This window comes from Rhodococcus sp. P4_E4 (genome assembly GCF_056401575.1).
Genome location: NZ_JBFUJB010000008.1, coordinates 99,544 through 113,434 on the forward strand (window position 1 = coordinate 99,544; position 13,891 = coordinate 113,434).

Below are 13,891 nucleotides of genomic sequence, written 5' to 3' on the forward strand. Positions count from 1 at the left end.
AAGAATGGACTACCAATCCGACAATCAACAAGACCACTGCGACTGCGGCGACTCGACGTGCCTTAGCCATCGATGAGCTCCTTCAGCAGAGCCGGAAGATTCTTCTGGATGTCATATCGGTCCTCTACCTTCCGCCGGCCGATGCGTGACAATTCGGATCGTGCACTCCCGTCCTCCAACAGTCTCGTTATCTCGGCTGCGAGTTCTACTGAATCAGATGGCTCAACGAGCGATCCGGCGCCGTCCCCCAGTAGCTCACTGGTGCCGCCGAGATCTGTTCCGACGACTGGCACTCCGATGCTCATTGCTTCGAGTGCCACGAGTGGGCCGGCTTCGGGAGAGGTGCTCGCAGAAATCGCGATGTCCCATCCTTTGATAGTTGCCAGTGAATCGACATATCCGAGAAATGTGACGCGACCCGCCAGATCCGACTGCTGTGCGCGTTCACGTAGTACTTGTGCGTACATTTCGTCGCCAGGGAACGGAAGTCCGGCGATTTCGAGTTGGACGTCTACTGTGCGGGCGATGGCATCCATCAACACCAAGTGGCCTTTCCACGGCGTCAGTGACCCGATGATTCCGACAACTCGGCGTGCCGGTGATCGAACTTCCGTTACCTCAGGGGGAACTACAACACCAAGTCGTGATACCGAGGTGGGAATTCCCAGCGAAAGAACAGGAAGCGAGGTCGGTCCGGAGACGGCGACTGCTCGTCGGATCCCGGGTTTTGCAATCCGTACGACGATTCGTTGTTTTGTGCTCGAGAGAGTGTCGTGGACAAGCCACGTTGCACGTTGCGGTACGCGGCCGAGCCTGATCACCGGCAATGCGAACAGTGAGTTGACTATCACGGTCGAGCTGGCCGACTGAGCCCGAGACGCAATGATGCGCCCGGCAATTCGCCAATTCTTTGCAACTTCGAGAATCGCCAGGACGCGTGCCAGACCCCCTTCGCCTCTGAGCGACAGGGTTGGTAGCGTGACCGTTTCGAAGTCGACTGACGCGCGTGCGCGATCCCTCAGCGGCCCTTCCGGACAAGCCAACGTTACCGTGAAACCCTGCTCGTGTGCCAAACGCATCAGTTGGAGCATGACCAGTTCGGCGCCGGAGATCTCTCCAGTGTGGCTGACGAAAATGATCGTTCGTGTCATTTTGCTTCCCTGTCGGGTTTTACCATTGCGAGTGGCGACTTCCCGCCCGCGAGCGATACAAGTGCATAGATTCCGACTGTCCCAAGTGGAGCGAGAACCGAAACGACTGGCCATGGCACGCCCAACCTTTCGACGCAGATCGTTCCTGCCACTGTGACCACCGCGCAGAGGGCGACGGCCGCTCCGAGCGGGAGCATCGGAAACATTCTGTGAACCGGCAGACTTTGCCGCACCACAATCCAAATTGCAACGAAAAGAAGCAGTTCGGTCGATACGGTCGCAACTGCCGCTCCGTTGAATGACATTCGAGGAATCAACACGATGTTGACCACGATATTGAAGAGTAAGCCGCCCAATGCAATCCACGGATATATTCGATGCCGGCCGCTCGCAACCAGGATCATCAACCCCAACTGGGTGAGCATCGAGAAGCATGCGCCAAGCACCAACAGTCGCGTCGAGGTCCCTGCAATTGCGAACCGCTCTCCGTACAGAAAGGTGAGCACTCCGGTGGCAGCAGGCCAGAACGCGGCGATCGATGCGCTCCCGAGAACTGTCAGGACGATGAATGTTTCGCGGCTTCGTTCGCGGAACACTCCCACGCTGTCGGGCCAATATGACACGAGAAGTGTTGTTACCGGGGTGACTACGGTGATTGCGACGATTTGCAGAAGGTCCGCGAATTTGTACCCGATGGTGTACAAGCCGACCGAATCGAAAGTATCGAGCTTGCCCAAGAGCAGCACATCCACTTTGGACAGAAGCGTGACCAAAGCGAAGCCGATGCTCAAAGGGATTGCTTCGATCAGCATTTCCCGCCACCTACGAAACTGCGCTCGTGACGACGGCCTTGGCCCGGCGACGCCCTTTCGGACACCGCGCACTTTCACGACGGCCGCGACCACTTCGTTGATGACCGCAGGGATGACGAGAACGAGGAGGATCGGCTGCCACAAAACCGCGACGATGGTCGCGACAAGCTGGGCGAGTTGCCCGACGCCCTCGGCGATTGCGACATACGTCATGCGCAGGCGGCTCTGGTACATGACGGAAAGTGCATGGCTGGGAGTGGCAACGACAACGACCAAACCAGCGACCGCCGTTGCTTCGACCACTTCTGCGGGGTAGCGGAGAATCCAGACATAACCCACCGCGACGATGTATCCGAAAAGACCAAGGGCGACCCGTAGGGATATGAACGCGGTGGTGACCAGCGAAACTTCCCACGGATTGCACTCGACCAACTTCGCGAGCACCACTCGGCCGACGCCGAGATCGGTGACGACGGACAACAATCCGAGCAATCCGAAGATGAGGGAGAACTGACCGAATTCGTCAGGGCTGATCGAACGCGCGATCAGAACCGAGCCGGTCCACCCCATCGCTGCCACTGCGATCCGGCTTCCGAGCATGATCGCAGTGCTTCGGCGTGCATCGTTCGCAGTCAAATCCGGAGCGGCCGGCCCGTGGATTTTCGTCTCTCGCTCGCGACGTTCCTTCTCGAACTTGTCGATAGCGGCCTGGCGCAATTCGGCGAACTCTCGCGGCGATACGGGCTCGGTGCCCGTCGAATTGCGATTCGTCATGAGCAACTCACACGCTCAGCCCTGCAATGCGGTACGCGTCAACCGTGTATTCGGCTGTTCGGGTCCACGTCGATCGGGCCGCGACACGTGGCGCAGATATACGGAGTGCGGTGTTGACATCGTCGTCCAGGACGACTGAGCGAAGAGCGGCCAACCAGGAAGCCTTGTCGTGCTTGCGGACAAGCACGGCGGCGTTGTCGGCGAATTCGGTCAGTGCTCCGACCGCACTCGCAACCACTGCCGCGCCGCACGCCATGGCTTCGAGTGGCGGCAGACCGAACCCCTCGTAGTGGGAGGAGTAAGCGACAGTAGTTGCGGCGGAATAGAGTGCCGGAAGGTCTTCTGTCGCGACGTAACCCAATCCTCGGGCGGAACGGGGCGCGTCGGGGCCCGTCGAGCCGGAGCCCGCCAGCAGAAAAGGAATCGACAGCTCCGTGCACGCTTCGGCGACCAGAGCGACATCTTTTCGAGGTTCGATCGTTCCGACCTGCAGCACGAATCGCTCCGGCAGTTTCAATCGCCGCCGAACTTCGGTCACTGCAGCTTCGGTGGGGATCGTGGCCCAGGATGCGGGTGCCAGCGGCGTGACAACGGCATGCCGACCGCTCAGTGCGAATATTCTTTCGGCGGTGAAGTCCGATACTGCAATGACGACGTCGGCCTTGCGTAGCGCCGCGGACAGGAGTCGGCGTTCGCCAGCTGCTCGATATCGACTGAAGGCCCACGGAACGTCGAATACCGACATGTCGTGAAACGTCGAGATCTTCAGGCCGCCTTGCCCGATCGGGAGGTCGACGTCGAGGCTGTGGAACAAGTCGCTGCCCGCGACCGGCACCATCGCCCACGCGGCTCTGCGTGCTCCGGAGGCAACAGGGCGCGTCACGGCGCGCACTCCGGTTGGAATCTCATCGACAGCGTCGATTTGCACTGTTGCGCTGAGGTTCGTCGATTCGCTGATCAGTGGGGAGAGTTCTCGGAGTAGTTCGCGTGCATAGGTTTGGACGCCGCCCCCACCAGGTCGGAGTGCCATGGCTCCGAGGGTGATTCGTGATCGGATATCGCTTCTTTCTCCGAGTGGTGTTGAGTCAGTGCGCATCCCACGGTTCCAATCAGTAGCCAAAAGTAGAGGTCGAGGGGAAATATCTCGAAATATGTCGAGACGACAGAAGCGACCGCGGCCGCGACGATCGAGGCGCTGACACCGAGAGCCAAAGCGCCGTCCGAGCCGGGAAGCACACGCGATGCCCTCAGCGCGGACGCTCCGGAAGATATGAGGACCAGGACAAAAATCCACAAGCCGATCGGTCCGAGCTCGACTGCGACTTTCATGTAGTAGTTGTCGGGCTGATAGGGGATCAGCCCAAGTGTTGTCGCGGCCTTGATCGTCATCGTGTTGAGCATCGGTTGCGCTGCTTCCGCCGCCTTTGCCGCCGCGGATCCTGTTGCGCCCAAACCTTGCCCGAGTGGATGCACGAACAGCGAGCTGATTGTCGACGACCATCCGCTACCGCGTTCTTCGAGACTGTACGACGAGAACAGTGGTTTGACGATTGATGGTGGTGCCAACAGAAGTACGAAGGGAACGGCAGCGGCAGCCGCGCCGAACAACATCAAGATAGACCGATACTTGTATACGGCAATCCAGAGAAGCCCGACAGCCAACCCGATGTAGCTGGCCCGCACAATCGAGACTCCCATGCCTACGACCATGATCGGAGTTGCGGCCAGAAAGATAATGTTGCGCAGCCGTTTCGGATCCGCGAGAGCGACCGAAATGCCGACGATCAAACTCAGCATCACGAAGAGACCGAACGCAAACGGACCGGTGAAAGTGCTGAAGCTTCGCAAGATCGAGCCGGTGATTCGAATCTGCTCGGTGTAGCTGTAGCCGAGATCCACCAGGTATGCAGGCCCTACTGCTTGCTGAAGGAGTCCGATGACTGCTGTCAGTATCCCCATACCCATCAGGACGGACACGAGATGATCTCGGTCGTCCCGCGAGAACGGTGCGCGCCAGAGAATGACGGGTATCAAGATGTAGAAGTAGGTGATCTTTATCGATGTCACCCCGGCGATACCGGACAGAAGCAGTGCTGACGCGGAACCGAAAGCTACCCAGGCCGCGGCAGCCGGCCACCAAGGCATCGAGGGGCGCACTACCCGAAGGCGATTGGGGCTGACGAAGGTGCATCCCAACGTGAGCAGGAGCAACCCCTCCTTCCAACCGGCCATCGATGTCCCGCCGGGAATGATCGCCAACAGACCGTGGAGCGGAGCGAACAGTGCAACAAGCAGCAAGCCGCGTTGTGGTCGCTGGTAGATCGCAACGACGATGGGTACTGCGAAGATTGCAGCAACAATCATGAATGATGTGTTCACGCGATGAACCGGTTCGCATTCGCCGTGTCGGCCCGAGGGACCGTCGTAATTCCGAATGCTTTCGCTATCGAAGAAATCGCCTTTGTTTGCACGATATTTCGGAGGTCACGATGGTAGGACGGGTGATCGCCGACCGGTGGCATGATCGCGTCGAACGTTTGTCCTCGGTGAGTCATCCGGGCAACGCCTTCGGGTCCGCGTTGCTGATTGAACCATGCGGCGTCCGCGGGGGAGAGGATGACGGTGGTATCCACCCCACGCTTGCAGAGTGCCTCCAGCATTACCTCAGGAACCTGCGTGATTCCCCTGATTCCCAGAAGCTTCCACGCTGGATAGGGGAGACGGGACTGCAGTACGCCTTTCACCCGTCCGCGGAGGGGAAGTTTCGTGGTTTCGGCACCTGGATCGATTCGAGGAGCCTCCGGCAAGACAGCATCCATCAGGGACTTCTTGCGCCTCACCGACCACAAGATCATGTTCACGAGTATTGTCGATCTCGCACCCATCTGGAGCGCCATGGACGCTGAGGTCCATGCCCCCGAACACAATCCGGTCATCACGAGGTTTCTCGGATCTGCGCCGAGTGCGGCAACGGCAGTGCGTGCGTCCTCGTCTGCCGCGTGTGAATAGACCGACGTCGGATTGTCGGCGTCGATCGGACCCGAGTCGCCGACCCCTCGTCGGTCGAATCGGAGACTCGTGACCGAGAGAGCCGCGGCCTCACGAGCGATGGTCACCCACGAGCGGCCAGGCCCGACTCGATGCTCGATTGCCGTAGTGAAGAACAGTAGTCCGCGCTCGGGAGGCGCATCGGTGGTCGATATGTTGCCTGCCTCGGATTCGGGAGAAGTTGCGGGATGCGTGCGGATCGCGAAGAGCTCCTGAGCACCGAATCGTTCCAACGTCTCGAACACCTCCTCGCCGACTTCGGTGACCGCGACGCGAGCTGTGGTGGTGATCGCGGGAGTGAACGCGGAGGAACTCGTGGGCGCGTGGCGATCCAACCACTGTGCGATTTCGCTGATGTGTGTGTAGGGGATGTCGACGTAGAAACTGGGAGGCGACGTGAACGCGTCGTGGTTCTCCAAGATCATCATCTCGGGATCAAGAGTTGCTGCGAGCCCGGCGACAGCCCTGCTGTCCAGTACCGAAGACTTCACGGCCAGAAGGGTGCGTGGACGTCCGAGAAATGGTCCGGTGATGCGGAGACGTGACAGTTGGTCGGCGCATTCGGGTGCCAGCACGCCACCCATGATCGACACACGTGAGTCGGCGGGATCGTCCTCTCCGACGCTGATCGCATAGAACGCACGTTGTTCCCTGAGGTAGTTGCGGCCGGTCAGAATTGGGTCCCACAGGACTATCGAGTTGACGGCTCCGCACTCCTGCAATGCCGACGCTGCCAGGAGGGCCCCAACTCTCAGTCCGACGATACTGACGGATTCCGCGCCCGCTCGTCGGACATAGTCCACAGCGCTGACGATGCTCTTCAGCCAGAGGGTGAGAGCGTCTGGATCGTCTTCGGCGCCGGCCGAGTCGCCGACTCCCGCGTACTCGAAACGAAAAGCTGCCATACCCTGTGCCGCGAGTTTTTCGCCGAGAAGTCGCATGCCGCGATAGGTGTCGATGTGCTCCTTGCCCAGCGGGGGACACATGACCACGGCTTCTCGGACAGTTCCTGAAGAGGGCACGTGAACGAATCCGAGCAACGGCCTGTCTGCCGACCCGAACCACGTGGCCAGTTGAGTCTCGATGGTGATCACTCCGGTCAAGATCGGTTGCCTGTATGTTGCTAGTAAACATACCAGTAGTCTGTTTGGTGCCGATCCGGCAATCTCTAGGTTTGTGGAGCGCCAAAAAAGCGCATAGGAGTCCGAAAATGTCAGGTGTACTCGTCCATGAATGGATAGAGCGTTCGGGCGGCGCAGAGAAGGTGCTGGACGAGTTCGTCAACTGCTATCCGGACGCTGACCTGTATTGTCTGTGGAACGATGCTCCCGGGCGTTACTCGACAACCGATGTCAACGAAAGTGCGCTCGCTGCAACGCCATTGCGTCGTAGCAAAGCGCTCTCATTGCCTGTCATGCCGTTCACCTGGCGAGGGTTGGAGAACCGCGGCTACGACTTCGCGCTGATCAGCTCCCACGTGTTTGCCCATCACGCAACATTCAGGGAGCAGTCTGCGCGATTCCGGAAATTCGTCTATGTGCACACCCCCGCCAGGTACGTGTGGAACCCCGAACTGGACGAGCGTGGAAACTCGCCACTCGCGAGGCTGGGATCACCCATTCTGCGCAAAATCGACCGCAAGAGAGCGTCGGAGGGGGCCTCGTTCGCAGCGAACAGTGAGTTCGTCAGTCGACGGGTTGAGCGCGCCTGGGGCGTGCAGTCACGGGTCATCCACCCCCCGGTGGACGTCGACCGGATCTCCGCCGTCGAGGATTGGCGGTCCCGATTGAGCGAAAACGAACTTCAGCTACTATCCAGTTTGCCCTCACCATTCGTTCTCGGTGCCTCGAGGTTCATTCCGTACAAGCGTTTGGACTGGGTGATCCGGGCAGCCGAGCGGGCCGGGACGGCTGCTGTCATCGCAGGGTCGGGCCCGGAAGAGGATCGGCTCCGCGCGATGGCTGACTCTGCGTCGGTTCCCGTTCGAATTGTTCGTCGCCCCTCGGATGCGTTGCTTTTTGCGCTGTATCAGCAGGCGCTCGCATACGTCTTTCCGGCGATCGAAGACTTCGGAATCATGCCGGTGGAGGCGATGGCTGCGGGTGCGCGCGTGATTACGAACAGCACTGGTGGAGCTTCGGAAACCGTGACACCTGGTGTCGACGGACTCCATTTCCACGACGACAGTTGGGAATCGGTGGCCGAGTGCATCCGAGATGTCGCCGCGGTGGACGTGAATGGTGCCCGCTCGTACGAGAAGTACTCCGTGCGCAGATTTCGCTCCGAGATCGCAACCTGGACCGGTGTTCCGGTGTTCGGCTACGCGAACAGTGTTTCGCCCCAGTAGTGTCCGTCGGCGAGACCGCCGGGGCACGCGAAGACGGCAGAACCGACGTGTTGGATGTATTCGTTCAGCGCATCGTGTCGTGAAAGGTTTTGCTGCATCGGAACAAATTGCTCGACCGGATTCCGGCAGTACGCAACGAAGAACAGTCCCGCGTCCAGGTGGCCGAAGCCGTCGGAGCCGTCGGTGAAGTTGTATCCGCGGCGCAAGATCTGAATCCCACCGAGTTCCTCGGCAGAGGCCAGGCGCACGTGTGAATCCTCCGGGATGACGAAGTCGTGGCCCATTTTGGAATCGAGATCAAGTTCGTCGAACTCGTCTTTGGCGCCGAGTGGCGCTCCGCTGCGTTTGGAGCGGCCGATGACAGCTTCCTGTTCCTTGAGTACTGCGCGATCCCACTGCTCGATCAGCATGCGGATTCGTCTGGCGACGAGGAATGATCCGCCTGCCATCCAGGCCTGATCGTCAGTGGGATCAACCCAGACGTGCTGGGCGAGTGCGTTTGGATCTTCCGCCTTGATGTTGGCTGTTCCGTCCTTGAACCCGAACAGATTTCGTGGTGTCGCCTGCGTCGTCGAGGTCGAGGACGTTCGCCCGAACCCGAGTTGTGACCACTTGACCGACGCGGTCCCGAAAGCGACTCGCGCGAGGTTGCGGATCGCATGGACGGCAACCTGGGGATCGTTGGCGCACGCTTGGATGGCGATGTCGCCCCCGCTGCGATTCGGATCGAGGTTGTCCGCGCGGAAGTGGGGGAGATCGAGCAGGGCAGCAGGTTTCTTGTCTGCGAGCCCGAAACGGTCGTCGAAAAGTGACGGTCCGAATCCGATGGTCAGGGTGAGTTGCGACGGCGCGAGATCGAGTGCCTCACCGGTATCGCTCGGTGGCGCGTACGGACCGTCGCCGGTCGCTCCGTCCTCGGTTGCTTCCTGACCCGCTGTCATTCGTTCGGCCATCGCCGTCCACGTCTGCAGCAGCGTGATCAGTTCGTCGCGCGACTTCGTCGTCACATCGAAAGCGACGAAGTGCATGCGATCCTGGGCCGGCGTCGTGATGCCTGCCTGATGCTCGCCGCGGAATGCCACCACGTCTGCGTGATCGGTGCCGGAATTCTCGTCGGCGGTCACCCGCCCGATGACGGCACCGGCCAGGACGGCGCCGGCCCCCACGGCGCCGAACAGTCGGCGCCGTGAGACCGCATGCGGTGCTGCGTTTTCCGCAGCGGGTGTGCCTTCTGGTGAATCAGTCATCTACTGTCCCGCGACTACTTCCTGGACCTGGCTGACCTCGGCGGACAGAGCATCGATTTTACGCGAGAGTTCTTGACGCTGCGCTTCGGTGACGGTGTCGTAGTACACGAATCCGTCGCCGACGCGGAACTGCGCCAGAGCGGCGTCGAGGTCGGCGAATCGGTCCGCGATGCGCTGGGCGAGCTCGGGATTACGTTCCTGCAGAATCGGGTTCAGTGCCGCGATCGCCGCCTGTGAGCCGTCGACGTTGGCCTGGAAGTCCCACAGGTCGGTGTGCGAGAAGATGTCTTCCTCTCCGGTGATCTTGGAAGTCGAGATCTCGTCGAGCAGTCCTTGGGCGTCGCCGGCGATCTTGGTTGGGTCGATCGTGTAGTCCTCGGCGTTCACCTGATCGGCAAGATACTGAATGTCTTCGAGCAGTTGATCGGCGACTGCGTTGGTATCCGGCTGAAATCCGGTGACCCACAAATCCTTCTCGAGGCGGTGGAATCCCGTCCAGACCTGACCGGGCTCCAGGTCCGCTTCGCGCAGGTCAAGCTTGGGATCGAGTTCGCCGAAGCTCTCGGCTTCGGGCTCGATGCGCTCGTAGTAGGTACGTGCGATCGGGAACAGTGCCTTCGCCTGGTCGACGTTGCCGGACTGGACGGCGGCGACGAACTGAGCTGCGGTGTCCTGCAATGCGACGATCTGGCTGCGAATGTACCGCCGGTAGCCGTCGGCAGCTTCGGCGAGTTGTCCGCTCTCGTCGGTGGCCGCCTGCGAATCGCCCGTGACGACGAAGTCCTGGCGGATGCCGGTTCCGACCATGCCCGGCTTGCACGCGAGTTGATAGGTCGCAGCCTCGGGGAGGGAGACGATCAGCTGCCGGGTAAGGCCGGGGCCGATGTTCTCGACTTCGCCCATCGCTCGATCACCCTCGGCGAAGACGTAGAACTCGGTGACCTTCGAGCCGTTGTTCGTCACCTGGAACGTCGAACTGCCAGTGGTCCCGGTGGTGGCACTGACGTCACACGAATCGTCGGTGGCCGTGACGACGATGTCGCCGTCGCTCGCCGTCGTCTTCTCGGTGCACGCGGCGAGGGAGAAGGGAAGTACCGCAGCCGTGGCCAGTACGAGGGTGGATTTACGCATGTCGGCAATGCCTCTCAGGATTTTTCGGGAACGTGTGTGTCGTGCGCAGGCGGGGCCGTCGGCTCGGTTGGCTTCGACGGAAGGGGACGCAGGAAGAGTGCTAGGACGACTACGAGGTAGACGACCCACGCGACGGCTTGCAGGACCGTCGGATCCGGGCGGAAGTTGAAGATTCCGGCGAGGACGGTGCCGTACCAGGTCGACGGGTCGTAGCCGGGCGTCAGGTTGAACGCGAGATTCGAACCGCCCGGAAGCACATTTCCGGTCTGTAGAGCGCGAACACCGTACGAGAGGATTCCGGCGGCTACGACGATGAGGAAGATCGCCGTGTACCGGAAGAAGGTCGTCAGGTTGAGACGGAGGGCGCCGAAGTACATGGCGACGGTCAAGACGGCGGCCAGGAGAATTCCGAGGAGCAGTCCGACCAACGGCCAGGAGCTGCCTGCGGTGTTCTCGGCGTATCCGACCATGAGCAACGCTGTCTCGACGCCTTCACGACCGACCGCGAAGAACGACAGCGACAAGATGGCGACGGGGCCGGCGATCAACGCCTTCTCCATCCCCGCTTTCAGATCGCCGGAAATGTTCTTCGCAGCCGTGCGCATCCACAGGACCATGATCGTGACGATGACGACGGCGACCAGGGAGGCAACGCCCGCGATGATCTCTGCGGTCAGGCCGTCGACCGTCGACGTTCCGTAGTGGATCGCGAAAAAGATGATCGCCACCATGGCGACGGCGATCGCGACGCCGAGCCACACCCATTTGAGTGCATCCCTGCGCTGAGCTTTCACGAGGTAGGCAGCGAGAATCATCACCACGATGCCCGCTTCGAGGCCTTCGCGCAGACCGATCAGGCCACTACCGAATAACTGGGTGGCAACTGATGGTGTGCTCGCGGCAGCGAGTACCGACACGGGCACGGGCGACTCCTGACTGAGTGAGTGCGACAGCTTCTGCCGAACGTATGAGGCTAGGCCAGCCTTAACTCAGAAGAAGATACTCCACAAGCGGTGGTGAACCACGCCCTGACCTGTACTTTTGCTGTTCTTTACCAATGGATTCGGGAGTACTTCGCTCGCATGTGGATGATGGAAGGGTGTACCGAACTCCCGCAGCCCGCAGAAGTCCCCGGCGTCTCTCGAGAGTCGTAGCCGCAGTAGCTGCCGGAACAGCCTTGCTGGGCGCAGGCATCGTGGCGTGTGGATCGAACGAACCGAAAGTAGCCATTCCGGAGGGCATACCCCCAGGTACCGGCTCTCCGACGCCACCGATCGACATCAATGCCCCCGGCCGCAGTGCTGATCAACTCGCCGACTGGGCCGCGGGATTGTCGGACGACATCGGGATCGGGACCACGGCACTCGAGGCGTACGGGTACGCCGCTGCGGTCATGGCCGAGACGCTTCCCAGCTGCGGAATCGGGTGGACGACATTGGCCGGTATCGGCAGCGTCGAGAGCCGACACGGGACCTACGACGGTTCGTCGGTCGATGCGTTCGGCCAGGTCGCCCCGACGATTCGGGGAATCCCTCTGGACGGTGGCCCGGGAGTTGCCGAGATCCCCGACACCGACGGCGGGGCGATGGACGGCGATCCAGTGCACGACCGTGCGATGGGGCCCATGCAGTTCATCCCTGAGACGTGGCTCAAATGGGGAGTCGACGCCAACGGCGACGGCCGGGTGGACCCGGACAACATCGACGACGCTGCCCTCACCGCCGCTCGTTACCTGTGTGCACGCGGGGGAGACCTCACTGCCGCTGCCGGGTGGCAGCAGGCGCTCATGGCGTACAACCTCTCGGGCGACTATCTCGCGCTCGTTCGTGATCGTGCGTCGGCGTATTCAGTCGGGGTACGGCCGGACTGACGGCGATCGATCCGCAGGTCGGGCCCGTGACCGCGCGTCGATAAAGAAGCCTTCGGCCCGTGCGGTTAGGCTGTGTGCTGGCACTACAGAGGTGCTGGCACTGCAGAGGTCCAGCCGCGATCGTGGTCCTCTTTCGACCGGAGGGGTCGGAGCCCAAGTGTCAAGCACGCAGAGCGTGCCCCAATGCGAAGCCCATTCGAAGGAGAACCACACAGTGGCCAGTATTGAGCAGGTCGGAGCTCGCGAGATCCTTGATTCACGTGGCAACCCCACGGTTGAGGTCGAGGTTCTGCTCGAAGACGGAAGTTTCGCCCGGGCTGCGGTGCCGTCCGGTGCTTCCACCGGTGAGCACGAAGCCGTCGAACTGCGCGACGGTGGCGCACGCTACGGCGGAAAGGGCGTCGAGAAGGCCGTGGAGGCTGTGCTCGGCGAGATCGCTCCGGCCATCATCGGCATCGACGCAACCGAGCAGCGCACGGTCGACCAGGCGCTGCTCGACGCAGACGGCACCCCGGACAAGTCGCGTCTGGGCGCAAACGCTCTGCTCGGTGCCTCGCTTGCCGTGGCTCGCGCCGCTGCCGAGTCCTCGGGCCTCGAGCTGTTCCGCTACGTCGGTGGCCCCAACGCTCACGTTCTCCCTGTCCCGATGATGAACATCCTCAACGGTGGCGCGCACGCAGACACCGGTGTCGACGTCCAGGAGTTCATGGTTGCTCCCATCGGCGCACCGAGCTTCAAGGAATCGCTGCGCTGGGGTGCCGAGGTCTACCACTCCCTGAAGTCGGTCCTCAAGGAGAAGGGCCTCTCCACCGGTCTCGGTGACGAAGGCGGATTCGCTCCTGACGTCGCGGGCACCAAGGAAGCACTCGACCTCATCACGATCGCCGTGAACAAGACCGGCCTCAAGCTGGGCACCGACGTCGCGCTCGCTCTCGACGTCGCCGCCACCGAGTTCTACACCGACGGCACCGGCTACAAGTTCGAGGGCAAGAACCGCACCGCGGCCGAGATGGCGGCGTTCTACGCCGAGCTCATCGACGCCTACCCGCTCGTTTCCATCGAGGATCCGCTCGACGAAGACGACTGGGACGGCTGGGTCGCACTCACCGATCAGATCGGCAACAAGGTCCAGCTCGTCGGCGACGACCTCTTCGTCACCAACCCCGAGCGCCTCGAAGAAGGCATCGTCAAGGGTGCGGCAAACGCACTCCTGGTGAAGGTCAACCAGATCGGCACTCTGACCGAGACCCTCGACGCCGTCGATCTCGCTCACCGCAACGGCTACAAGACGATGATGAGCCACCGTTCCGGCGAGACCGAGGACACCACCATCGCCGACCTCGCGGTTGCCGTCGGCAGCGGTCAGATCAAGACCGGTGCTCCGGCCCGCAGCGAGCGCGTTGCCAAGTACAACCAGCTGCTGCGTATCGAGGAGAACCTCGGCGACGCAGCACGTTACGCCGGCGAGGTTGCGTTCCCGCGCTTCGCTTTCGAGGCCTGACGGAAATCTA

The 13,891-nt window shown here is 61.4% G+C and carries 11 protein-coding genes; 3 read left to right on the top strand and 8 right to left on the bottom strand.

Annotation, left to right across the window (positions count from 1 at the left end; translation table 11 throughout):
* Positions 1-62: 62 nt before the first annotated feature.
* The 5 genes from AC1DVN_RS11775 to AC1DVN_RS11795 are packed head-to-tail and all read right to left on the bottom strand — an operon-like array spanning position 63 to position 6,879.
* Entirely contained in the window at positions 63-1,151 is a 1,089-nt protein-coding gene (locus AC1DVN_RS11775) for a glycosyltransferase family 4 protein (protein WP_019744638.1), read from the bottom strand.
* Positions 1,148-2,737 carry a flippase gene (locus AC1DVN_RS11780; RefSeq protein ID WP_052740952.1) on the bottom strand — a complete coding sequence of 530 codons (1,590 nt, stop codon included), beginning with the start codon at positions 2,735-2,737 and terminating at the stop codon, positions 1,148-1,150. Before AC1DVN_RS11780 ends, AC1DVN_RS11775 begins: the two co-directional genes overlap by 4 nt.
* A 7-nt stretch (positions 2,738-2,744) precedes the next feature.
* The gene (locus tag AC1DVN_RS11785; RefSeq protein ID WP_257209761.1) at positions 2,745-3,767 is read right to left on the bottom strand and encodes a glycosyltransferase family 4 protein; all 1,023 of its coding nucleotides are present in this window, start codon (positions 3,765-3,767) and stop codon (positions 2,745-2,747) included.
* Entirely contained in the window at positions 3,695-5,101 is a 1,407-nt protein-coding gene (locus AC1DVN_RS11790; protein ID WP_020970281.1) for an O-antigen ligase family protein, read from the bottom strand. Before AC1DVN_RS11790 ends, AC1DVN_RS11785 begins: the two co-directional genes overlap by 73 nt.
* An 11-nt stretch (positions 5,102-5,112) precedes the next feature.
* Positions 5,113-6,879: an alpha/beta fold hydrolase gene (locus tag AC1DVN_RS11795; protein WP_052740951.1), complete on the bottom strand. Its 1,767-nt coding sequence runs from the start codon at positions 6,877-6,879 to the stop codon at positions 5,113-5,115.
* A 116-nt stretch (positions 6,880-6,995) separates the two neighbouring features.
* Between AC1DVN_RS11795 and AC1DVN_RS11800 the strand changes: the two genes are divergently transcribed.
* Positions 6,996-8,132 carry a glycosyltransferase gene (locus AC1DVN_RS11800; RefSeq protein ID WP_046378948.1) on the top strand — a complete coding sequence of 379 codons (1,137 nt, stop codon included), beginning with the start codon at positions 6,996-6,998 and terminating at the stop codon, positions 8,130-8,132.
* Here AC1DVN_RS11800 and efeB read toward each other — a convergent pair.
* Genes efeB through efeU form a run of 3 tightly spaced genes read right to left on the bottom strand, consistent with a single transcriptional unit; the run spans position 8,105 to position 11,427 of the window.
* Positions 8,105-9,379, bottom strand: coding sequence for an iron uptake transporter deferrochelatase/peroxidase subunit (gene efeB / locus AC1DVN_RS11805; RefSeq protein WP_477993811.1), 1,275 nt, complete (start codon positions 9,377-9,379; stop codon positions 8,105-8,107). The two genes, AC1DVN_RS11800 and efeB, sit on opposite strands and share 28 nt — an antisense overlap.
* Positions 9,380-10,510, bottom strand: a complete 1,131-nt coding sequence (gene efeO, locus AC1DVN_RS11810; protein ID WP_046378946.1) for an iron uptake system protein EfeO — start codon at positions 10,508-10,510, stop codon at positions 9,380-9,382.
* Between the two features lie 14 nt (positions 10,511-10,524).
* Positions 10,525-11,427, bottom strand: a complete 903-nt coding sequence (gene efeU / locus AC1DVN_RS11815; RefSeq protein ID WP_021345071.1) for an iron uptake transporter permease EfeU — start codon at positions 11,425-11,427, stop codon at positions 10,525-10,527.
* Between the two features lie 140 nt (positions 11,428-11,567).
* Between efeU and AC1DVN_RS11820 the strand changes: the two genes are divergently transcribed.
* Positions 11,568-12,380, top strand: a complete 813-nt coding sequence (locus AC1DVN_RS11820; RefSeq protein ID WP_019744629.1) for a lytic transglycosylase domain-containing protein — start codon at positions 11,568-11,570, stop codon at positions 12,378-12,380.
* A 214-nt stretch (positions 12,381-12,594) separates the two neighbouring features.
* Positions 12,595-13,881: a phosphopyruvate hydratase gene (gene eno / locus AC1DVN_RS11825; RefSeq protein ID WP_019744628.1), complete on the top strand. Its 1,287-nt coding sequence runs from the start codon at positions 12,595-12,597 to the stop codon at positions 13,879-13,881.
* Positions 13,882-13,891: the final 10 nt, after the last annotated feature.